18 protein-coding genes and 1 tRNA gene are annotated in these 22,062 nt (G+C 38.5%); 15 read left to right on the top strand and 4 right to left on the bottom strand.

The genetic code is table 11. The features are described 5' to 3' along the window. Positions 1–43: 43 nt before the first annotated feature. Positions 44–115, bottom strand: a tRNA-Arg gene (locus AAGF08_RS06635). A 487-nt stretch (positions 116–602) separates the two neighbouring features. Between AAGF08_RS06635 and AAGF08_RS06630 the strand changes: the two genes are divergently transcribed. The 13 genes from AAGF08_RS06630 (at position 603) to AAGF08_RS06570 (ending at position 13,645) form a co-directional block, all read left to right on the top strand. After that, positions 603–1,286, top strand: coding sequence for a 30S ribosomal protein S16 (locus tag AAGF08_RS06630; RefSeq protein WP_343510362.1), 684 nt, complete (start codon positions 603–605; stop codon positions 1,284–1,286). A gap of 16 nt (positions 1,287–1,302) precedes the next feature. Next, positions 1,303–1,833 carry a ribosome maturation factor RimM gene (rimM, locus tag AAGF08_RS06625; RefSeq protein WP_343510361.1) on the top strand — a complete coding sequence of 177 codons (531 nt, stop codon included), beginning with the start codon at positions 1,303–1,305 and terminating at the stop codon, positions 1,831–1,833. Between the two features lie 3 nt (positions 1,834–1,836). Continuing rightward, positions 1,837–2,520 (top strand): tRNA (guanosine(37)-N1)-methyltransferase TrmD, encoded by a 684-nt coding sequence (trmD, locus tag AAGF08_RS06620; RefSeq protein WP_343510360.1) that lies wholly within the window; start codon positions 1,837–1,839, stop codon positions 2,518–2,520. 83 nt (positions 2,521–2,603) lie between these two features. After that, entirely contained in the window at positions 2,604–2,969 is a 366-nt protein-coding gene (gene rplS, locus AAGF08_RS06615) for a 50S ribosomal protein L19 (protein ID WP_343510359.1), read from the top strand. A 498-nt stretch (positions 2,970–3,467) separates the two neighbouring features. Next, a complete protein-coding gene (locus tag AAGF08_RS06610; protein ID WP_343510358.1) occupies positions 3,468–3,758 on the top strand; it encodes a hypothetical protein in 291 nt (96 codons plus the stop codon). Between the two features lie 159 nt (positions 3,759–3,917). Further along, positions 3,918–5,456: a glutamate--tRNA ligase gene (gene gltX, locus AAGF08_RS06605; RefSeq protein WP_343510357.1), complete on the top strand. Its 1,539-nt coding sequence runs from the start codon at positions 3,918–3,920 to the stop codon at positions 5,454–5,456. A gap of 11 nt (positions 5,457–5,467) precedes the next feature. Next, on the top strand, positions 5,468–5,668 hold the full coding sequence (locus AAGF08_RS06600; RefSeq protein WP_343510356.1) for a hypothetical protein: 201 nt from the start codon (positions 5,468–5,470) through the stop codon (positions 5,666–5,668). A gap of 80 nt (positions 5,669–5,748) precedes the next feature. After that, a complete protein-coding gene (locus AAGF08_RS06595) occupies positions 5,749–8,403 on the top strand; it encodes a carboxypeptidase regulatory-like domain-containing protein (protein WP_343510355.1) in 2,655 nt (884 codons plus the stop codon). Positions 8,404–8,444: 41 nt separating this feature from the next. After that, the gene (locus AAGF08_RS06590) at positions 8,445–11,216 is read left to right on the top strand and encodes a TonB-dependent receptor (RefSeq protein ID WP_343510354.1); all 2,772 of its coding nucleotides are present in this window, start codon (positions 8,445–8,447) and stop codon (positions 11,214–11,216) included. Between the two features lie 35 nt (positions 11,217–11,251). Next, positions 11,252–11,926 carry a porin family protein gene (locus AAGF08_RS06585; RefSeq protein WP_343510353.1) on the top strand — a complete coding sequence of 225 codons (675 nt, stop codon included), beginning with the start codon at positions 11,252–11,254 and terminating at the stop codon, positions 11,924–11,926. 106 nt (positions 11,927–12,032) lie between these two features. After that, positions 12,033–12,527, top strand: coding sequence for an RNA polymerase sigma factor (locus tag AAGF08_RS06580; RefSeq protein ID WP_343510352.1), 495 nt, complete (start codon positions 12,033–12,035; stop codon positions 12,525–12,527). Next, on the top strand, positions 12,517–12,828 hold the full coding sequence (locus tag AAGF08_RS06575) for a hypothetical protein (RefSeq protein ID WP_343510351.1): 312 nt from the start codon (positions 12,517–12,519) through the stop codon (positions 12,826–12,828). Before AAGF08_RS06580 ends, AAGF08_RS06575 begins: the two co-directional genes overlap by 11 nt. Positions 12,829–12,841: 13 nt before the next feature. After that, positions 12,842–13,645 carry a periplasmic heavy metal sensor gene (locus tag AAGF08_RS06570; RefSeq protein WP_343510350.1) on the top strand — a complete coding sequence of 268 codons (804 nt, stop codon included), beginning with the start codon at positions 12,842–12,844 and terminating at the stop codon, positions 13,643–13,645. Positions 13,646–13,716: 71 nt separating this feature from the next. Here the strand turns inward: AAGF08_RS06570 and AAGF08_RS06565 are convergent, their stop codons facing one another. After that, complete coding sequence (locus AAGF08_RS06565; protein ID WP_343510349.1) at positions 13,717–15,399, bottom strand: DUF885 family protein; 1,683 nt, start codon at positions 15,397–15,399, stop codon at positions 13,717–13,719. Between the two features lie 185 nt (positions 15,400–15,584). Beyond that, the gene (locus AAGF08_RS06560; RefSeq protein ID WP_343510348.1) at positions 15,585–16,841 is read right to left on the bottom strand and encodes a VOC family protein; all 1,257 of its coding nucleotides are present in this window, start codon (positions 16,839–16,841) and stop codon (positions 15,585–15,587) included. Positions 16,842–17,058: 217 nt separating this feature from the next. Between AAGF08_RS06560 and AAGF08_RS06555 the strand changes: the two genes are divergently transcribed. Together AAGF08_RS06555 and AAGF08_RS06550 are read left to right on the top strand one after the other, a co-directional pair. Beyond that, complete coding sequence (locus tag AAGF08_RS06555) at positions 17,059–17,946, top strand: ABC transporter ATP-binding protein (RefSeq protein WP_343510347.1); 888 nt, start codon at positions 17,059–17,061, stop codon at positions 17,944–17,946. Between the two features lie 3 nt (positions 17,947–17,949). Continuing rightward, the gene (locus AAGF08_RS06550) at positions 17,950–21,594 is read left to right on the top strand and encodes a M1 family aminopeptidase (protein WP_343510346.1); all 3,645 of its coding nucleotides are present in this window, start codon (positions 17,950–17,952) and stop codon (positions 21,592–21,594) included. Between the two features lie 51 nt (positions 21,595–21,645). Here the strand turns inward: AAGF08_RS06550 and AAGF08_RS06545 are convergent, their stop codons facing one another. Further along, a complete protein-coding gene (locus AAGF08_RS06545; protein ID WP_343510345.1) occupies positions 21,646–21,855 on the bottom strand; it encodes a hypothetical protein in 210 nt (69 codons plus the stop codon). Positions 21,856–22,062 lie beyond the last annotated feature (207 nt).

Genomic DNA, 22,062 nt, shown 5'->3' with positions numbered 1-22,062 from the left:
ATTTTAAGTTTAAAAACATCCTATTAAGGAAGTTACATTTTTGTAGCCCCGCTAGGAATCGAACCTAGATCTAGCGTTTAGGAAACGCTTGTTCTATCCGTTGAACTACGGGGCCATTTTATTTTAAAGACTTCAAATATTCCTTTCCGACACCAGATTTCAAATACTTTTCTCTAGCTCTGGCTTCTTTTCTTGTTTCTACTTCTTCAGTAAAGATAATAAACCAAGGTGCCCATCCTTATGTCGACCTGGTTTTACCTGAATTATGTTCCTTCAATCTCCTGCCCATATTTTGTGTAAAACCAACAAATATCCTACCATCCTTTTCAAGGCATACACATAGAAAATTTCCATGTCTTCTTAAACTTATTAGATCTTTAGTAGTCCAGCCAGGAATTCCTGTCTGCCGACAGGTAGATATCCGTTGAACCCTACCAACAGGCAGATTAGGGGCCAATAGAATTTCACGCAAGATAAAAGAAAAGCCAGCTTTTAGGCAAATATTCTTTAATCAACTTATGGCTTTACAAGGATTTACACTATCTTTGCACTCCAAAATTAGGATGGACGGGTTCCATCCACTCACTAAATACAACAAATTTATGTCAGTAAAAATCAGATTAGCACGAAGAGGTAGAAAGAAAATGGCTATCTACGACGTGGTTGTAGCTGATGCAAGAGCTCCACGAGATGGACGCTTCATCGAAAAAATTGGGGTTTATAACCCTAACACGAATCCTGCTTCTATTAACATCAACAATGAGCGCGCTCTTAAATGGTTGTTGAATGGAGCTCAGCCAACAGATACAGTGAAAGCAATGCTTTCTTACAGAGGTATCATGCTGAAGAAACACCTTCAAATTGGTGTGTTGAAAGGTGCAATCACGCAAGAACAAGCAGATGCGAAGTTCGAAGCATGGTTGAACGAAAAAGATCAAAAAATCGCTGGAAAAGCTGATTCTATCACGAAGGCTAAAGCTGACGCTCGTCAGAAAGCTTTAGATGCTGAAACTGCTAAAAACCAAGCTAGATTGGATGCTATCAAAGCAAGAGAAGATGAGCAAAAAGCTCTTCTAGCTGCTGCTGAAGCTGCGAACAATCCTGCTCCTGAAGCTGAAGTTCCTGCTGAAGAGGCTCCAGTTGCTGAAGCTAATGCGGAAGAAGCTCCAGTTGCGGAAACTCCTGTTGAAGAAGCACCTGTAGCAGAAGCTCCTGCTGAAGAGGCTCCTGCTGCTGAAGAAAAAGCAGACGATACTCCTGCTGAGGGCGAAAAGCCTAAAGCATAAACAAAATAATCTCCCCATGAACAAGGAGCAATGCTTTCAATTAGGGTATGTAGCTAAAGTTCATGGACTTCGTGGAGAATTGGTTGTGGTGCTGGATGTTGATGATCCAGAAGATTATGATGGTCTAGAGCACCTCTTCCTAGAGCAAAAATCCCGGCTGGTGCCGTTTTTCCTGGAGCACTTTGTACTTCAACCTGGAAATAAAGCATTAGTAAAATTTGAGGATTATGATTCGCTCGATCAGGTAGAAGAGTTAGTAGGGACGGAAATATATCTTCCCTTAACGGAGCTACCAGAATTGGAAGATGACCAATATTATTTCCACGAGTTGATCGGATTTGAGGTCTTTGACGAGACCAAAGGTTTGATCGGAACTGTCCAGATTGTTTACGATTTGGAAACACAGGATCTCCTCGGGGTGACACATCAGGGTAAAGAAGTTTTGATACCAATTCAAGACGGAATTATCAAAAAGGTGGACAAGGCAGCTAAAAAAGTTTACTGCCAATTACCCGAAGGTTTACTTGAAATTTATCTGGAAGACTGACCCATGCATATTGATATAATCACGGTGGTTCCGGGATTGTTGGATAGTCCTTTTTCACATTCCATTCTGAAAAGAGCGGAGGATAAAGGACTCGCTAGCATCCGGGTAATCAACTTAAGAGATTATTCGACAGGCAAACAAAAGCAAGTAGATGATTACGCTTTTGGTGGGGGAGCCGGAATGGTCATGATGATCGAGCCTATCGCTCGATGTATTGAATCACTTCAGCAAGAGCGTACGTATGATGAAATCATCTATATGACGCCTGATGGAGAGACTTTTGACCAACCCATGGCCAATGCGCTTTCGCTCAATAAAAACCTTTTGATCCTTTGTGGTCATTATAAAGGTGTGGATGAGCGGGTGAGGGAGCGATTCATCACCAAAGAAATTAGCATTGGAGATTTCGTACTTTCCGGAGGAGAATTGGCAGCAGCAGTAGTGGCTGATGCAGTGATTCGCCTGATACCGGGAGTCTTGAATGACGAAACTTCGGCTTTGACAGATTCTTTCCAAGATGGCTTACTGGCACCACCAGTTTATACACGGCCTGCAGAATACGATGGAATGAAAGTTCCAGATGTTTTGCTTTCAGGGCATGAAGCCAAGATAAATGAATGGAGATTTGAAGCGGCGGTTCGTAGGACCCAACAAAGAAGGCCTGATCTGCTTGACGGACAGGAATAGGGTTTCTTCGATACAATATCGAACGAGAAGTAATTAAATAAGCCACTTGATGGCAAAAAGCGAAAGCATAAAAAGATAAAGCTATGAGCGAACTAATTAAAATAGTAGAGGCAGAATACAGCGAGGCTAGAGCTAAGTTCCCTACTTTCAAAGCTGGTGATACCATCAACGTACACGTACGTATCAAAGAAGGTAACAAAGAGCGTATCCAGCAGTTCCAAGGAACTGTGATCCAACGTAAAAACCCTAATACCAATGGTGAGACTTTCACAGTTAGAAAAATCTCTAACGGTATTGGTGTAGAGCGTATTTTCCCTATCATCTCTCCTGCGATCGAGCAAATCGATCTATTGAGACAAGGTAGAGTGAGAAGAGCTCGTCTATTCTACTTGAGAGGACGTCAGGGTAAAGCTGCACGTATCAAGGAGAAAATCAGAGTAAAGCACTAAGAGCAATTTCTCTTTTAATAAAAAAGGAACTCATTACTGAGTTCCTTTTTTTGTACTCAACCTTTGAGGTTTATTTACCTCGAAGGCTTTTTAATTTTTATCGCTAGAACCTAACCTACTTAACTCATACTCTTTTTTCTATAAAATAGGTTCTTTGGAAAAGGAAAGTAATTATGGCCGCCATACCCATGGCTATAAAGTACTCTTCTTTGTGTTATGAATTCCCAAAGAATCCTCTTAGAAAAAGAAATGTACTTTTAACGAGTTAAATCATGATTTAAAAAGATGAATAGAATTGATTCCATAAAAATGGTAATGGATAAACTAAGTTTATAATAAAAAATAAACTCCAACACTTTTGAAAATAATATCTAGGTTCAGCTCGTTATTAACAAAATTCCTGCTTTTGAAATAAAAAAATCTCCTTAACGCATTTTAAGATTTAAGCCATTGATTTACTGGAGAATATCTACTAGCTTTATTTAAACTTTTTCTGAAATGAACTCATTTAGCACAATCGACCCAGCAAAAAATTTGGCAGATGTTTTTATTCGAATCTTTCAAGTATGCTCAGTTATCCTAATTTGCATATCTGCATATATGGTCTATTTAGCTTACCTAGATATCTTGACTGAGTGGAATATGTCAATTCAAAACTCTTTCTTCGATTATTACCCTGAGGAAAACTCCCGAACTTGGCAAATGATCTTTTTTGCAATTCCCGGGATACTATCCCTTATAGGTTTTTTTGTTTTAAGCTATCTAGGAAAGGTCATCAAGTCAGAATAAGAATCTTGTTACCCCTAACTTCCGGGCTAAGCCATTACTTTATGATTTTCAAATCGAAGTTTATCCTTCTCATAATTTCTTAAAGCATTCTATTCCCTATCTTTGCAGCCTATTTCAAAAAAACTGAAGTATTTCTTCAGAAAGCATAAAAAGCAAAGCATGAGTCAAGAAGTTCGCGTAAGATTTGCCCCATCACCTACCGGCCCATTGCATATCGGAGGTGTTCGTACAGCACTATACAATTACCTTTTTGCCAAAAAAATGGGCGGAAAATTCCTTTTACGAATAGAAGACACCGATCAGGCCCGTTTTGTAGCCGGGGCAGAAGATTATATTAAAGAGTCTTTAGCTTGGCTGGGAATATCTGCTGATGAAAGTCCTTGGAAACCCGCAGAAAATGGGCCTTACAGACAATCAGAGCGCAAGTCAAGCTACATGCAATATGCATTGGATTTGGTGGAAAAAGGACATGCTTACTATGCATTTGATACTAGCGAGGAACTAGAAGCAATGCGTGAGCGATTGACTGCAGCAAGGGTTGTTCAGCCTCAATACAACAGCATCACCAGAACTCAGATGAAAAACTCACTGACTCTACCTGAGGAGGAAGTGAAAGAACGATTAGCATCCGGAGACCCTTACGTAATCCGCGTAAAAATCCCCCGAAAGGAAGAAGTAAGATTAAATGATATGATCCGTGGATGGGTGATGGTTCACTCTAGTGCACTAGATGATAAAGTCTTGATGAAGTCTGATGGAATGCCTACTTACCACCTTGCAAATATTGTTGATGATCATTTGATGGGTATTACCCATGTGATTCGTGGTGAAGAATGGTTACCTTCTGCCCCACTACACGTATTATTATATAAGTTTTTTGGTTGGGAAGACACCATGCCTCAATTTGCACACTTACCACTTTTGCTAAAGCCAAATGGTAATGGAAAACTTTCTAAGCGTGATGGCGATAAGCTTGGATTCCCAGTATTTCCAATAAATTGGAAAAACAAAGCAACCGGCGAAACAGCGGCAGGATTCAGAGAGCAAGGTTATTTACAAGATGCTTTTTTGAATTTCCTGGCATTTTTAGGTTGGAACCCAGGAATAGAGCGAGAGATTTTTACTCTAGAAGAGCTAATTGATGCTTTTTCTATTGAGCGGATCGGAAAATCCGGGACCAAATTTGATATTGAAAAAGCCAAATGGTACAACGAGCAATATTTACGAAGTAAAAGTAACCAGGAGCTTGCATCCTATATTATAAATGATGCTGAAAAAGAAGGGATCGAGGTAAGTCAAATAGAAGCAGAAAAAGCAGCAGAATTAACCAAAGGAAGAGCGACTTTCCCAGGTGATTTGTGGAGGGAAAGTAAGTTTCTGTTTGTCCCATTAAACTCATTTGATGAAGATATAGCAGCAAAAAAATGGAATGGTGATGCTGTAAAAGTGTTGAGCCAATATGTAAAAGTAATAAGTAATTTTGACGGAGAATTTAATGCAGAAACAGCAAAGAGCCTGTTAGGGGTCGCTGCTGAATCTGAAGGAATTAAGCTTGGAAAAGTAATGCAAGCCGTCCGCCTTTCTGTGACGGGATCTGGAACAGGGCCGGATTTAATGGAAGTTTTTGCTATTTTAGGAACTCAGGAAGCAGCCAAACGCATTCAATTTGCGTTAGATACACTTCCAGTAATTGCCTAAACCAAAACGACATGGCTAAAAAGAAAAAGAAAGACACTGACCCAAAAGTTCATGATGATCTGAAGGGGTTTAAAATGGAGATTAATTCATTTGGAGAAATTTCATCCAGTTTTTCTATTGATAAGATTAATGAATTCCTTAACAAAAATGTAGAGGACAAAAAGCTGAAGGATAGAGATGATTTGGATCTCGATAAAGATGAAGAAAAGTGATTCTCAATAAATAAAATTTAACAAAACTAAAAGCTCCTTTTTGGAGCTTTTTTGTTTTATTTGAAAATCAAAATATATAAATGAGTCGTAATCCTTACTTTTTTTTCTTTGCCTTCCTTTTAATAATCACTTTTATTTTCTCTCTTTCCAATTCAGCAAGAACCCAAAGTCTTAATTTCACTGGGTCAGTTAAAGATGAGTTATCAGGTGCTGGATTAAAGGACATCCACCTTTTTGTACCTAATACTACATTTCAAACATTTACAGACTCTCTTGGCCGATTTTCTTTTCCTAGCATTCCTCCCGGAAGATGGGAATTAGTGATCATTGGAAATGGTTTTGAGACCATACAAGAAACAATTGAACTTGTAAAGAATAAATCCAACAACCAAGATTTTATTCTAAGCCTCAAGCAAAGCATCTTTCCATTAGGTTTAAATCTTTCAGAAAAAAAACGTGAAAAACTTGTACTTGAATTCTCTGAATCTTTTCTGGCAGAAAGTAGATCTGCCAACAATATCCGCCTCTTAAATCCACAGGCATTAATCTTTTCGGAAAAAGACAATTCAAAACAAATTCAAGTTGATGCTCAAGAGTATTTGATTTTTGTAAATGATCAAACTGGATTTCTTTTCACTCTTTATTTATTGGAGCCTTACCTGATAGAAACTCCTGTTTCTAAAGATAAAATCCATTTAGCTTTTTTAGATTTAATCAATGATAACCCTGAATTGTTTGCTGATAGAACTGCTGAAAGAGAAAGAATTTTCATAAACTCTCCTGAGTTCATATTAAGGCAAATGCTGTCAGGTGAAATAACCTCGACAAATCTATCTAAACCTATAAATGTGGCCTTCAGTACATTTCCCGGGGAATTCGTTTTATCCTTTCCTAGGCCCTATTCAGTAGAAGGCAAAGGAAAAATAAGTTATACTGGAGATGAATTGGTTTTAAGATCAGAAGGTTCGGTAGTTTTTGAAGATCAATTAATCTTAGATGGTGGCTATTCTGAAACACATCCTTTAGACCAGCTCCCTTCCAATTTAAATGCAGAAAAAGTACTTAGGCTCGCAAATATTGAGAAAAGCGCTCAAGTGTTACAGGAAAAGGTTTTTTTCCAAACCGACCGAAGGCACTACCTAAAGGGAGAAACTTTATTTTTCAAAGCCAATATGATTTATGCTAACCCTTTGTTATCCCCTGAACTTAGCAAAGTCCTTCATATTGAAATTTTGAATACCACTGGATATCAGGAATACCACCAGGTTTTCCAAATCAAGGCTGGAAAGGCGATGGGATCTATTTATTTACCAGTCGATCTTAATCAGGAAAACTATTTTATAAAAGCTTACACCACATGGAGTCTCAATTATGGAAACCCAACCTTTCTTCCTATCCAAATTCATGATCCGAGTTTAAAGCCAGTACATGCTTTACCAGAACAAAAATCAAAAGGAGTATCGATATTTTCAGATAAGCAGAATTATGGCTCTGATGAAGTGGTGAATTTGAATATCATGGTTAAAGATGCGAATGGAAGACCTATAGCATCAGATTTGGCTATTCGCGTTTTAGATATGAATGAAGCAATGCCCATTGAATCAATTGATTCCATCAATGAAGAGTTTGTGTTGAATCCTGTCCCCGATACTACTGATTATAAGAACTTCAAATATCCTCTGGAAAATAGATTTTCCTTAGAAGGGGAAATAAAGAATCAGGAAAACAAGCCCATAGATGGAGATGTAACTGCCCTTATCAACGGATTAGAAAATATCGAGAAATACAAAGTGGAAAAAGATGGTATTTTTGGTATTCCAAATCTCAGTTTCGAAGGTGATTTTGAAATTGCTATTCAAGCTAAAAGTAAAGATGGGCTCCCAGTACGTAATATTTCTTTAAAAATTCAGGATTATCAATCTAGTGAGACAATACCTTCATTTGAATTCCCAAAATTATCTGACACAAAAGTAGCCCCATTAACTGCTATGGAAATTCAGGAAAATATGGAGCAAGGGGAAATTTTGTTGGATGAATTCGTAGTAGATGAAGAAAAAAGCGATCCAGTAGGACCAATGATTTATGGAAGTCCTGACGTTTCGGTCAAACCGGAGGATTTGCCATTAAATGGCAGTACCTCACAATTCATATATTTATTATCAGGTCAAGTCGCTGGAATGAGTGTTACTGGCAACCCTCCTTCTATTAGATTTCGAAATGGGGGTGAACCTTTAGTTATGATCGATGGAGTTCCTATCAATCCACCTTCTGGCTCCATGCTTGGAGGAGGAAGCACTTCCAGCAGGACTGCCACTGAGGTAATAGCAGGAATTAATGTCTTTGCAATAGAAAGAGTTGAAATTATCAAAAGGACAGTGTCGATGCTAGGTGAAGGAGGTAGGAATGGCATTATTTCTATATTTATGAAATCCGGAGCAGATCTAGAAAAAGCCAATCAGGCAATGATGAATAATTTCACCCCATTCAAACTATCTGGATTTCCTGCTTCCAGAAAATTCACTGATGTCATTGGGGAGCAGAAACTTAATCCTCTTTTAAGGGGCTTAAAACCCACTCTTTATTGGAACCCAGAAGTGATTACCAATACAGAAGAACTTTCTCAAAAAATCCAATTCAAAAGTTCAATTTCAGGTGGCCCAATGTGGGTGGAAATAAAAGGTATTTCTGCTGACGGACAACCACTTGAAGGAAGATTCGTCATTAATCAGGAATAGCAGGTTTTTCAAACCTTGAAACTTACTAGTTTAGCACTCATATGAAATCAATTATACCAATACTATTTCTTGTGTTTGGGATCTATTTTTCGGTTCTATCCCAAACTGGCACCATCACCGGAGTAGTGAAAGATGCTGAAACAGGAGAAACTCTCCCATTTTGTAATGTATTTATTAACAATACCACAATTTCGACGGTAACAGATATGGATGGGAAGTATACCCTTTCAGACCTAGAACCTGGAGCTTTGGAAATCGGGTTTTCATTTATAGGATATATCGCCGAAACCAAAAAAGTGACTTTGAATCCAGGTGGGATTTCAACGGTGAATCTAAATATGGAGCCTTTCGCTCAGGAACTTAGTGACGTGGAAATCAAAGCTTCAAGAGACAAACCCTGGGAAAGAGATTTGAGGAAGTTCGAAAACCTGTTCTTGGGGAATGATGAAATAGCAAGCAAATCGAGTATTGAGAATCCGTGGGTGATTGATTTCCCAGAAGGTGAGGAAAAAAACACCTTTCTAGCTTCTGCAGCTATACCTATTGAAATTACCAACAATTATTTGGGCTATAAAATCACATTTAACCTACAAGATTTTTTCGATTCACCTACCAATTACCGAATTGTGGGTGCAGCAAGATTCGAAGAAATGATTCCTGAGACTGAAGAACAAAGAAGTATATGGGAAAACAATCGAGCAGAAGTCTATCGTAAGTCCCCAATGAATATGTTCCGGGCAATGATCACCGGAGATCAGGAAAAAGAAGGTTTCTTCCTTTATGGAGACAAAGCGGGTGGTTCTCCCTCAATGAACATGCGCTCGGATATTTTTGCTAATGAATTAGGCAAATCCATAGTTCCTTATAAACCGGATAACCTAGTAACTCCAGTCCCCAACAAACCGGACGAGTACCTGATCAATATGAAAGGCCGAATCGAGATTCATTATCAAAAAGGGTACTCCCAGGTGAATACTTATAAAGATGCTCCTTACCCAGTCTCATGGCTAGAAGTAAATAAAGGAGTTGTACGTGTGAAGGAAAATGGCATGGTTCTAAATCCCCAGGATTTGGTTTTTTCAGGGGATATGGATCGCAAAAGAATTTCAACGCTCTTGCCATTGGATTATGACGCAGAAAAAGCAATTCAACTTCAAGACTTAGATAGAACTGCCGCTAACTTTCAAGAAAAAGTCTATCTACACAAAGATAAGCCCTACTATTACGCTGGGAACCAAATCTATTTGAAAGCTTACTTTAATTATGGAAACCCCTATTTGCGGGATGAATTAAGTAAAGTGCTTCATGTGGAAGTAATCAACCGAAATAGAGATATCGTACTGGAGAAAAAGCTCCCGGTTAGGGATGGCGTAGCTGTCGGAAATTTTTATCTACCAGATACGCTCTCCCAGGAAAATTACTATCTGAGAGCTTATACTAATTGGCAGAAAAACTACGGCCCGAATCACTATTTCTTGGAGCCATTAAGCATATTGAATCCGTTTCAACGGATAGTAGAGTTTGAAGCCAGATCATTTCCAGAACCAAAAGGAATTTCCATAACAACTGATAAGGACACCTATGGCAAGCGGGAAAAAGTGACTCTCACCATTAAAACCCTATCTGATAAACAATCAGCATTATCCTCCAATTTATCAGTTTCAGTTTTAGACCAAACTCAGATAGTTCCACTTGAAATGGGTTCAGACATCCAGAGTTTTTTGAAACTAGAATCAATCCCTGAATCTATTGGCTTGGATAGATTTTCCTATCCAGTTGAAAAGTCTCTTTCTCAAGAAGGATTTGTGGTCGACGAAAAAGGAAAACCTACTTCTGCGCTTATTACAGCTTTTGTCAATGACTTCCAAGGCATGGTTGACTTAGAATCTAATCGTGACGGGGAATTTACGATGGAAGAAATGGATTTTTATGGTTCAATGAAGTTAGCTTTTCAAGCAACTGACAAAAAAGGAAATCCTGCTGGAACTGTCAAACTAATTGAGGAACTCAAGGCTCCTATTACACTTCCATCAGATTCCTATTTCCCGGAAACGGAGACAGTAGCCACCTCCATTTATCCAGAAGTGGAAGAAATGATGGAAGAAGAAAGTATAATTGAAGAGGAAGAGGAGAAAGCCAAGGATGAAAAGAGAGCGATTTATGGTAAGCCAAATTATATCGTTCCCGGGGATAGATTAATGGCGACTGGTAATTCTGTTGATTTGGTAAATAGCTTAGCTGGAAACGTACCTGGTATGCGAGTCACTTTAGTTGGCGCGAGTGGTCAGCAGCAAATCAGGCTCCGTGGAGGAGGTGCCTCCGTGGGTGGTAGTTTAGAACCTATCGTCATGCTCAATGGTGGAATTATGGTTCAAACAGGATCTACAACTGCCGCCGATAATTTGAGAAGCATCAATGTAAATGATATCGATCGAGTGGAAGTGGTAACTAGAACAGTTTCTATGCTTGGTGATCAGGGAAGAAACGGTGTAATCGCTGTCTATTTAAAAGAATATGACCCAAATGAGGTCGATCAACTTTTGGATGGAAAAGGGCTAACTACCTACACTATTGAAGGCTATGCGACATATAATCCAATATATGAAGTTGATTATTCCCAAGAAAATGATTCAGAATCTGTAGACCAAAGACAAACACTTTATTGGAATCCTTATCTGGTAACTGATGAAAATGGTACAGTTACAATTACATTTTACACAAATGATAATGCTGGTCCTTTAAGTGTCTATGTCCGCGGGCTTGGTGTGAATGGACAAGGATTATCGGGTTCTTTTACCATCAATGACAAATAATTGCTAGAGCTAATCGGATTTACTTAATTTTGGGCATGAAGCGAATCATTTTGCTGCTGGTACTATCGATCAGCTCCTTTTCTTTAAAGGCCCAAACAAGCATAGGGATTAGAGGAGGATATTCTACCTCTTCTTTCTCCTATATTCCAGCTTTAAATATCAGGAGTATTTCTGTAGATGGTTTGTCTGCTCCTACTTTTGCTTTTGTTGTGGAGCACTTCAATGCAAAAAATGCAGGAGTTGAAATTAATTTCCAGTATTTATCCACAGGTTTTAATCAAACTATTGAAGATACGGAAGGAGTTATTTCTACAAATGAAACTCAGTTGAATTACTTAAAAGTACCCGTACTAGCCAGCTTCTATGTGGGTAGATCCGGAAGATTTCAAATCAAATTTGGGCCTCATCTTGGATATTTGCTGAAAGCAGATGATATCATCCGTGAATTTTCTGATAGTTCACCACCGGAAATCCCAACTTATGGAGGCGTAGATGATGACCCCAAAAAACTCATGTATGGACTTTCTGCAGGGGCAGGAATTGGCAAGCTTTTCGGAAAAAGTACGATTTCAGGAGAAGTTCGATTTGGATATGAATTTACAAACCCAGAATCCCAAGAGAGGATTTTTGATCTGAACTTTACCACGTTGGAATTTTCAATTGCCTATCTATTTAGAGTCAGAGAATCAAAAAAACCCAAAGCAGATTAGTAAGAAATCAATAGTCAGCGTTTCTAGCATCTTTAAAATCGATAATAATTAACTTTTTTAATTCTCTTGTCATATATCCTAGGTCTTTTCCGACTAACCTATGTAAATGAATCGCACGCAGCTAGATCTTATACTAAAAACCTACCATCGTGAGGCCTATATCTGGGCAAGACAATGTTGTGCGTTTGATGATGAACTGGCTAAAGATGTGTTACAACAGGTTTATTTAAAGATTCTGGAAGGAAAGGCAAAGTTAAAAGAAGTTGAAAAAGCTAAAACATGGCTTTTCTCGATTATCCGATATAGTGCCATAGATCAATTGAGAAAACAAGGTAAGCTGATTTCACTAGATGAATCTTACGAAGTAGAAGACCTCAAGGAAGAAATTGATCAAACAGATTATCAAGCGATCATTCAACTCCTTCCAAAAATGCAGCAAGAGGTAATCTTGATGGTTTTTTACCATCAGATGACGATAGAACAAAGTGCAGAAGTGCTACAAATTGGCCTTGGTACCGCTCGAACCCATTACGATCGCGGGAAAAAGAAACTGAAAGAATTAATTACAAAGACCCAAACCCAGGAGTATCATGGAAGATAACGCAGAACTGAAACGGTTTTTTGAAAATATGAAAGAGAAGGATCAAGAATTGAACATTCCTCCTTTTCCAAGCTACAAAACAAGAAAATTCAACTTCTGGATTCCAGCAGGGATCGCAGCCTCTTTGATTTTGGCAGGCCTAATTATGCATGAGCCCCAGCCCCTACCAGAGGCTCCAAATGAAGTATTGATTATTACCCTTCAGCAAGGAGAAAACAATGAACAAGAATTTACCATAGAGGAAAAAGCATATTTGGATGTATGGGAGTCCCCAACATCCTCATTACTTACTGATTACTAAACCAACTTATTTTATGAAACATTTACTAATTCTTTTTTTCCTATTTAGCGTAGGAATAGCTCATGGACAAATAGCTACTTCCGTTGGCCCAGGACAGGATTTATTTCAAAGAAATCTATATTCTGCTGACAAGGTAATGGGAATGCGTGAGGAACTTGATCTGACGGATGCTCAGGTAGCAAACATTAAAAAAGCCTACAGCAAAAATGCCGGTGAATTCAGCAACATAAAGTGGGACTTAGATGAAGCCACAGCAAAACTTAAAAATCTACTCGACTCACCAAAAATTGATCAAGTAGCGGTTCAAAAGCAAATGGACGCGGTCTTGAAGCTTGAAAACCAACTGAAGAAAATGCAGCTAGATAATTTAGTCGCCATCAAGAATGAGCTGACGGAGGAGCAACAAAAGATTTTGCAAAAAAATAATGTCTTTATAATCAAGGGGATAGGATCTGTCAATGGAGTTCGTGGCTATTCAACTACTAGCGATGCTGCTACCAGCTTAAAGAGTAGCAAAATAAGAGTCGGTCAGCCAAATTATGCTATGACTTGGGATGGCGACAAGGTTAGTTCTGGGCAAGTAGCCACTGGCCCAGGTGTATCTGTGTATGTAGCTGGTAGCCAGAATAATGGAGACAAGCCTTTGTACTATTTGGACATGAAGGAAGGAATGATACAAATAAACGATTTTGATGGGATTAAGCCAGAATCCATTGAAAGTATTCAAGTTCTGAAAGACAAGAAAGCTATTGAAAAGTTTGGAGAAAAAGCCAAAAATGGTGTGATCATCCTCAAACTTAAATCAGGATCAAAATAAAAACTTGACTAATAATTAGATAAAAAAAAGGAACCCAAAATTGGGTTCCTTTTTTTTGTTTAGGATCTCTTTCAATCCAGAAACTTCCAGCTTGCTTTGTGATTTCTTTTTAGCGGATTTCCCGTCACTTTCGCTCGTAGGATTTCAATCGGCATTGCATTTTGACTCATGATCAGATCATGAAATTCCTTCTCCCCCATCTTGCCGGAATTCACCACTTCATCCCTCATCGAGTAAATCTCTAAAGCTCCGATCATATAAGCAATCTGGTATAATGGACCATAGCGACCTTCGAATGATCTTCTAACCTCAGCTTCAGCATTTGCTCTTTCATGTCCTACTTTGTCCACCAACAAATCAATACATTCCTGAGGCGTCATTTTTTCCAGATGATAATTCAATGAGAAAATAATTCTAGCGCATCTATGCATTCTCCAGAAAAGCATTCCAATTTTATCTTTGGCATCTCTTGGAAACCCTTTATCCCAAAGAATAAATTCCCAGTACAATGCCCAGCCCTCTGTCCAGAAAGGAGTTCCAAACATACGGCGATGTGGCATATTCCGTTGATTCATAAATTGCTGCAAATGGTGACCTGGAATCAGTTCATGTTGAACGGTTGCCCTTGAAAAATGAGGGTTATTTCCACGCATGCTCATCATTTTGTCTTCATGACTCATCTCGGATGTTGGGTATGAAATCTGAATAGTTTCTCCTCCGAGGAAAAAAGGACTGACCCGTTGACGTTCTGCAGAAATCATCGTAGTTCTCCAAGTTTCTTTTGCCAAAGGAGGTACTGTGATTAAATCATTGCTTTCCACATAATCGGTAGCTTCTTCTGCCAAACGAATCACCTCTGCAGGCCATTCTCCAGCTGGTAAATAGGTCTCTTTAACCATTTCCAAAGCTGCTTTCCAATCATCACCAAAACCCAATTCATTAGACGCTATAAGCATTTCTTTTTCACACCAAGCAAATTGCTTTTCTGCCTCAGCTATCAATTCCTCAGGACTATAGGCAATCATTTCGAAAGCCAATTGATTTAACAAGGCTTCCCTTCCGATCGGTTTTCCGATAATTCCACTTCCATCATCTTTGACAGAATTTGTATAATGTTCACGCAAGCTTTTAGCATAAGCTTTCATACTCGCATCTAGTTTTTCCCAAGGTTCTGGCATCCACCAGGTAAACATTGGGTCATAATCATAATAATAGCGATATGCTTCTCCAACTACCCTATTCAAGTTTTCAACTGCCTCTGCTGCCAAATCTGCTTTCTGCCAACTGGTATATTTTGGAGAACTCGGAAGATTTTTCAACTGAGCATCAACTTTTTTTGCTACTTCATTCCAAGTTGCTGCGAGCGCCTGCGAATCCGGGGCTTTAGCTCTTCGTCTTCCTACGACAAATTCCTCCAAAGGAACACCAAAAGCAACCACTGAAGATACTTCTTCGAAAGCTCTACGCTCAAGGTCTAGCTCTGCTAGCTCTTTCTCCAAAAAATTCCTAAATAACACATAGTCTATTTTCCCATCTTCAGATAAGACATTGTAATCCATTTTCTGAAGGTCATCCAGGTAATTTTGATTAAACTCCTCAATTCGATCAAAATATTCCAGTGAAAGTCTATTTGTGTAAAGCCTTCTGAGTGCACCCCAGTCCGCCTGGTAAGTCTGTATGGTCTGAACCAGTTCTGTAGCTGAGACCAATTGCAAACTCATGCTAAATAAAATAAGTAGTAGTGTTTTTTTCATGGTTGATGGTGGCTATGTAAGAGGATTAATTTAAAGCTTTTGAGATGAATCTATGCGGATTTTTTATGAGCGAGAGATTTTCGATTTCAGGAAAAACTCAACTGAAAAGATTATACAGGCTAAACTGCTTGATTAAAAACAAAAACTCCGTCTGTTAAAATTAGAGATCGATAGGTAAATTATCCTTAAAACCGAAATAAATAGCTACCTAAATCCCTGAAAGTTCCCATCATGCGGGTCGAGTCTTTTGAGTTTTTATTTATATATGCTTCCCAGCCTTGTGAGTCATCCAGATCGAATTTTACCTCGACCAGTTTCTCTTCAGTGAAATTATTCATCCCGCGCTTTTCATCCACTAAACCCAAATAACTGTTTTCTGACACTCGGTAGATTTTTGCCCAGCCCTGATCAGCTGACAACTCCAACCCAAGTTCTTGAGTCATGAAATTTTCCATTGGCAGCATATCTTCATAATACAACCAAGTGATGCTCGCATAAAAATTAAATTCCCCTCCAATAGAAGTAGTAAGAGGATCTAAACTTTTCAATTCAGGGATAAATTTTTCGTTTTCAGGATGCATCCGGAACATTTCAAATTCCAATAAATAACCTTCAGGATCTACTGCAACAAATCCATCATGTGCACCATCTGGATTAACTTTCAGGGTGTATTTGATTTCCACTTTTTCATTTTGAAGGTGGGAATACCATGCCTCCAGATTATCTGTCAAAAGAGCCAACGCTACCGACTTGGCCTCTCTTCCAGAAAAGTCACTTTCTATTACATTTTTCAAAACCAGTTTCGAGTCTCCTGCAATTTGAAAAGTTGCTGACTGCTCATCTTCAGAAATCATTTTTAAGCCCAATGTTTTCTCATAAAAAACTTTTGCAGCCGGAAGATCTCTATAAAACCATATCAATTCCTGTCCCTTTATTCCAAAATCTTCTAAATCTCTGAAATCTGAGTTTTTGGCCAATAAATTATTGATTCGTGATTCCGGATATCCTAGTAGCCTTCCAAAAGCTCTGGAAATCACTTCTTTTTTTGCACCTGAATAAGCCCCTTTTGAATCTAGTTCCTTTGCCTCATTCTTAAGAAGCTCATATGCTTCCAAATTTTCTTCTTTATACAAAATTAGAACTTCCTTACCTTCCACAGCTGAAGAATCAAAAAGATCAGTTCCGATTAGTGATGGCTCCCTAAAAACCTCAATCTCATATTTTTCAGTGAGACGTTTTGCCTCTGGTAGAAATAATTCCAGCTCAGCTGAACTCATTGGTGGGCTCAAGGCAATTGGTTTTACACCTGCTTGAACCATCTCTGAAAAAGCTTCAAAGGATCCAGATTCTTTTTTAAAATCAACTTTTTGACAAGAAAAAAGCATCCCGGAAAAAAGAAGTGGAAGCAAATATATAATCCTACATGTCCTGCTATTCATCATTCAATTTTGAGTTTTTTAATATATGAGTTTAAGAATTCCATTTCAACTGATCGCAACCAAATAAGTAAATCTTGCATCTAGTTATTAAACTCCTTCATTATTTTTTAACTAAGTACTTTAAAAACAATTCCTTATATTAAAAACGCAAATTACATACTATCATAGAAAATAATTTTTTTCTCTTTTATCATACCACTTCTAACTTCAATAATTTTAAATGGAATTAATTATCAAAAATCTTTCGAAGACTTATTCAAATGGAGTAAAAGCTTTGAACAACATTTCTTTGACCATCCCACAAGGAATGTTTGGTTTGTTAGGACCAAATGGAGCCGGAAAATCCACTCTTATGAGAACCATTGCTACACTTCAGGATCCGGATTCAGGAAGCATCATGTTAGACGACATCAATGTATTGGAGGATAAACAAGCTGTCCGGGAGCGATTAGGCTATTTACCTCAGGATTTTGGCTTATATCCTAGGATCAGTGCTCAGGTAATGCTTGACCATATTGCTCAAATGAAAGGTATTGGAAATAAAAGCGAGAGAAAAGACTTAGTTGAAAGTCTTCTGCAGAAAGTAAATCTTTACAGTCACCGAAAAAAGGGCCTAGGAACGTATTCTGGTGGAATGCGTCAGCGTTTTGGGATTGCACAAGCCTTGGTAGGAAGTCCGTCTTTAATCATTGTGGATGAGCCAACTGCCGGTTTGGATCCATCAGAACGAAATAGATTCTATAATCTTCTTTCGGAAATCGGTGAAAACACTGTTGTAATCCTTTCCACGCATATTGTAGAAGATGTCAATACCCTTTGCTCTAATATGGCAATCATATGCCAAGGAGAAGTTTTAATGCAAGGAAAGCCAGCCGAAGGCATAGCCTCTGTAGATGGAAAGATCTTTAAGAAATCAGTAGAAAAGGCTGAGCTGGAAGAATACCGGGAAAAATATTCGGTGATTTCCACGAAACTTCTAGAAGGTAAATTGAGCTTACGAATAGAAAGTAATGAAAATCCAGGTGATAGATTCGAAGCAGTTCCTGCTGATTTAGAAGATGTATACTTCAGTTATATTTCTAAGAAAGTAGACCCTATCACGATATAAGCTATGTTTTTAGATATTTTCATTTTTGAACTGAAATATAGATTCAGTCGTCCAGCGACTTATATTTATTTCCTGATGCTACTGATTGTCCCATTACTTTTGGTAGGATTTGGTAATACACCTGCATCGGAGAAGGTTTACCACAATGCCCCAATTGTAATCGCGAACCTTCAGTTATTAGTTTCAATTTTTGGAATTCTAATCGCTTCAGCTGTGATGGGAGTCCCCATTTACAGGGATCTCGAACATAAAACAGGAACTTTCATTTTCAGCTATCCTATTTCAAAATTTGCCTATTTCATGGGAAGATTTTGGGGATCTTTCGTAACGCTGATGTTCATCTCTTTCGGGAGTATCGTGGGCTTTTATCTGGGCACTCTTCTCGGTCCACTTTTCGGGACAGATCCACTTCGCTATGGTCCAAATCTCTTGATTAATTATTTACACCCCTGGCTAACGCTTTCTCTTCCAAACCTTTGGTTGGCTGGTTCCTTATTCTTTGCCTTGATCGTTTTCACAAGAAATATCAAATCAATTTATTCAGGAGGAATAGTCGTCTTCATTATTTATCTCCTTGCAAATTTCCTAGCTCAGGATATTGAAAATAAAGATTTAGTGGAGATCATGGATCCTTTTGGAATCAACACCTTTAATTTTCAAACCAGATATTTAACCCCTTACGAGCAGAACAACTTTATTTTACCTCTTGTCGGAAATCTCCTGATCAATCGCTTGCTTTGGGTAAGTGTGGGAATCGTCTTTTTTATAGCAGCCTACATGCGATTTAGCTTTACTTATTTCTTCCAATCTGAACAGAAAAAAGTGAAGGCAAAAAAAGAAGATTCACATATTCCAACACTTCAAAAAGTCACAGTTAAACCAAATTTTGCAGGAAATTACCAATGGAATAGTTTTAAAACACTTTCAAAAATTGAGTTTCAAAATATCTTTAAGGATATCTACTTTAAATCCATTTTACTGGGTGGTCTCGTATTTTTGATTTTGGATTTTTGGATCGGAAACACACTTTACAGTGTTCCTAATTTTCCATCTACCTCTTTTTTGATGGAGTATAAAACTTTCGATTACAATCTCTTTGTTTTCATCATAATCGTATTTTTTACTGGTGAAAGCCTGCATCGTGACAAGTCATCCGGTTACTCCGTAATCAATGACACCTTCCCAGTAAAAGATGGGACCGTTATCGCATCCAAGTTTGCGGGTATGGCATTTATTTGTTTGATGTTGGCCACTATTCCAATTATTGTAGGCTTGCTAGTGCAGACACTAAAGGGCTATTTCAATTATGACTTAGGCGTGTATCTCGTGGATAGCTATTTGATTTCCCTGCCTGATTATTTGCAAATGGTAATGCTTGTTTTTGCTGTCCACTTAGTGGTAAACAACAAATTTGCAGGCCATGCAGCTGCTATCGGGATTTGGTTAGTGATGATTGTCTTCCGGGATTTCGCAGGGTATAATTTCAATATGTTCTTTTTCTCTTACAAGCCTGCCTACCGTTGGAGTGATATGAATGGCCTGGGACATTTTGGTGAACCCTTGTTTTGGTTTAATCTATATTGGACTGCTATTGGCTTATTCCTAATCCTGTTCTTTAGCATTTTCTATAGCCGAGGCACGGAGAACTCCTTGAAGAATACCTGGAATACTGCAAAAAATAGATTAACCCAAAAGACTTCTATCGCAGCCTATGGATTCCTTATTATTGGAATTGCTGCTGGAGCTTTTATTTACAATAGCGTGGTTTATGAAAATGGTTATCGAACAGGCGATGAGGGTGAATTGCGACAAGTGGCTTATGAAAAGCAGCTGAAGCAATACGAATTTATGCCACAACCAAAAATCACTAAGGTAAATTTGAAAGCCGATCTGTATCCAATGGAACGAGATGCTTATTTCGAAGCAGCAATTCAAATGGTAAATAAAACGAATGAGCCAATTGACTCAGTGCATTTCAATAGTACGGGATTAACAAACTTTGAAATTCTTTATCAGGGTGAACCGTTACCTTACCGCTTTCCATTGGTCTATGAACCTGCCAAATTCCAGATCTTTGGTAAAAAACCAGATCGAGAATGGTATAAAATTACTGCCTTACCGCAGACAATGATGCCAGGTGATACGCTCGAGTTGGTCATCAAAAGCAATGTCATCAACTCCGGATTCCCTAATTCTGGTTTTGGACGAGAATTGGTTTATAATGGAAGCTTTATCGCTGGAGGCATGCCGGATATCGGCTATTCGGCAGACGGGGAACTGAGCAGCGATGAGAAGCGCCGAGAATACGAACTTCCTGAAAAGCCGGAGGATCTTCCTCCACATGATGACCCTTATGGCAGAAATACTCTTTTATTCGCAGATGAAGCTGATTTAATTCAGTTTGAGGCTACGGTAAGTACTATCCCGAGTCAGATTGCTATTGCCCCAGGATATTTGCAGAAAGAATGGGAGGAAAACGGACGTCGCTACTTCCATTACGTTCAGGACACTCCTATTCAAGCTTTCTTCTCTGTACTTTCTGCAGATTATGAAGTATTAAGAGATAAGGCTACTTTAAGTTCTGGCAAAGAAGTTAATATCGAGATTTATTATCAAAAGGGGCATGAGTACAATTTAGACAGGTTTGTAAACTCATATAAGGACGGGTTAAAGTATTTTTCTGACACCTATGGAGACTTCCAGTTCCGGCAGATGAGAATCTTAGAATTCCCACGCTATGCTGGTTTTGCGCAGTCTTTTCCAAATACAGTTCCATTTGCGGAAAGCTTCGGTTGGGTCGCAGATTTCTCAGATCCAAATAGTTTTGATTACGTCTACTACGTGACCGCCCATGAACTTGCACATCAGTGGTGGGGACATCAAATTACTCCAAACTACACAAGAGGGGCAAATTTAACATCAGAGGCTTTAGCTGAATTTTCCGCCTTGATTCTCTCTGAGAGAAAGTATGGCAAAGAGAATATGAAGCGATTCCTGAAAGATGAATTGGATGATTACTTGAGTGGCAGATCCAATGAAGGCAAAAAAGAAAATGTCTTTATCAACTGTAACCGAGCCTATCAGTGGTACAACAAGGGAAGTTTGATCCTTTATGGGCTTCGGGACCTGATCGGTGCAGAAGCAATGGATTCGGCATTGTATAATTTCAATTCAGAATTTGGGCTGAGAGAGGCCCCACCATTTCCAGGTAGTTCAGATCTCTATAGACACTTGGCAGCTAAGACTCCAGATAGCCTGATGTATTATTTGGATGATACGTGGAATAAAATCACCCTTTACGATAACAAAGCACAAGAGGTAAGTGCTACAAAAGTTGCTGATGGTGAATATGATGTGACGATTAAATTCAGCTCTCAAAAACTTTATGCTGATGGTTCGGGGATGGAAACTCCTGCTGAATACGAAGGAGACTATATAGACATTGGTGTCTTTGCCGCGGATGATGTTGATGAAGATGGAAAAGATCGGGTTAATCCACTTTATATACAGAAATATAAGATCAAAGCAGGTGAAAATAGCCTAACAATTCGAGTGAAAGGAGAACCAGCTAAAGCAGGCATTGATCCGCTAAATAAGCTGATTGATCGATTGCCGGATGATAATACGGTTTCAGTTGAAATTGAATAATAAAAAAATCCATGTTCAAAGTTTGAACATGGATTTTTTCTTTGGTTTAGTTTATTTCTTTTTCCGCAACAATCCTACTAGAATCAGAACGAATACAGCAGCTCCTACTACCCATACCCAAGTTTGTTGATACCATTCTGGTTCTCCGATGCTGACATCAATATCAAGACCTCCGTCCTGTGCAAAAGTCATTAAGCTTACCGACATCGAAAGAGTAAGCATGAATAAGTATTGAGCGTATTTAATAAGTTGATTTTTCATAGTTGAGTTATTTTACCTTCATATACCCAAATAAAATGCCTTTTTAATGGAAAACCTGGTCGATATTTTTCAAATTTCGATTCAATTATTTGATTATCAATGGTTTAAAATATTCATTCCCAGGGAATATAGAACCCTATTAAGTTAGCTATGATTTAAAATCCTATTTTTCAAACCCTAAAACGGGAAATATTATTCCCAAAAAAA

It is taken from the genome of Algoriphagus sp. SE2 (assembly GCF_039563885.1).
In the GTDB taxonomy this organism is placed as follows: domain Bacteria; phylum Bacteroidota; class Bacteroidia; order Cytophagales; family Cyclobacteriaceae; genus Algoriphagus.
Note: the sequence above shows the minus strand (reverse complement) of the source record. Positions and strands in the feature narration are given on the sequence as shown.

Coding starts and splice junctions, on each gene's coding strand:
- trmD (WP_343510360.1), top strand. CDS start 1,837: ATGCATATTGATATAATCACGGTGGTTCCGGGATTGTTGGATAGTCCT.
- AAGF08_RS06575 (WP_343510351.1), top strand. CDS start 12,517: ATGGAAGATAACGCAGAACTGAAACGGTTTTTTGAAAATATGAAAGAG.
- AAGF08_RS06580 (WP_343510352.1), top strand. CDS start 12,033: ATGAATCGCACGCAGCTAGATCTTATACTAAAAACCTACCATCGTGAG.
- AAGF08_RS06595 (WP_343510355.1), top strand. CDS start 5,749: ATGAGTCGTAATCCTTACTTTTTTTTCTTTGCCTTCCTTTTAATAATC.
- AAGF08_RS06630 (WP_343510362.1), top strand. CDS start 603: ATGTCAGTAAAAATCAGATTAGCACGAAGAGGTAGAAAGAAAATGGCT.
- gltX (WP_343510357.1), top strand. CDS start 3,918: ATGAGTCAAGAAGTTCGCGTAAGATTTGCCCCATCACCTACCGGCCCA.
- AAGF08_RS06565 (WP_343510349.1), bottom strand. CDS start 15,399: ATGAAAAAAACACTACTACTTATTTTATTTAGCATGAGTTTGCAATTG.
- AAGF08_RS06570 (WP_343510350.1), top strand. CDS start 12,842: ATGAAACATTTACTAATTCTTTTTTTCCTATTTAGCGTAGGAATAGCT.
- AAGF08_RS06600 (WP_343510356.1), top strand. CDS start 5,468: ATGGCTAAAAAGAAAAAGAAAGACACTGACCCAAAAGTTCATGATGAT.
- AAGF08_RS06560 (WP_343510348.1), bottom strand. CDS start 16,841: ATGATGAATAGCAGGACATGTAGGATTATATATTTGCTTCCACTTCTT.
- AAGF08_RS06550 (WP_343510346.1), top strand. CDS start 17,950: ATGTTTTTAGATATTTTCATTTTTGAACTGAAATATAGATTCAGTCGT.
- rplS (WP_343510359.1), top strand. CDS start 2,604: ATGAGCGAACTAATTAAAATAGTAGAGGCAGAATACAGCGAGGCTAGA.
- AAGF08_RS06590 (WP_343510354.1), top strand. CDS start 8,445: ATGAAATCAATTATACCAATACTATTTCTTGTGTTTGGGATCTATTTT.
- AAGF08_RS06585 (WP_343510353.1), top strand. CDS start 11,252: ATGAAGCGAATCATTTTGCTGCTGGTACTATCGATCAGCTCCTTTTCT.
- AAGF08_RS06555 (WP_343510347.1), top strand. CDS start 17,059: ATGGAATTAATTATCAAAAATCTTTCGAAGACTTATTCAAATGGAGTA.
- rimM (WP_343510361.1), top strand. CDS start 1,303: ATGAACAAGGAGCAATGCTTTCAATTAGGGTATGTAGCTAAAGTTCAT.
- AAGF08_RS06545 (WP_343510345.1), bottom strand. CDS start 21,855: ATGAAAAATCAACTTATTAAATACGCTCAATACTTATTCATGCTTACT.
- AAGF08_RS06610 (WP_343510358.1), top strand. CDS start 3,468: ATGAACTCATTTAGCACAATCGACCCAGCAAAAAATTTGGCAGATGTT.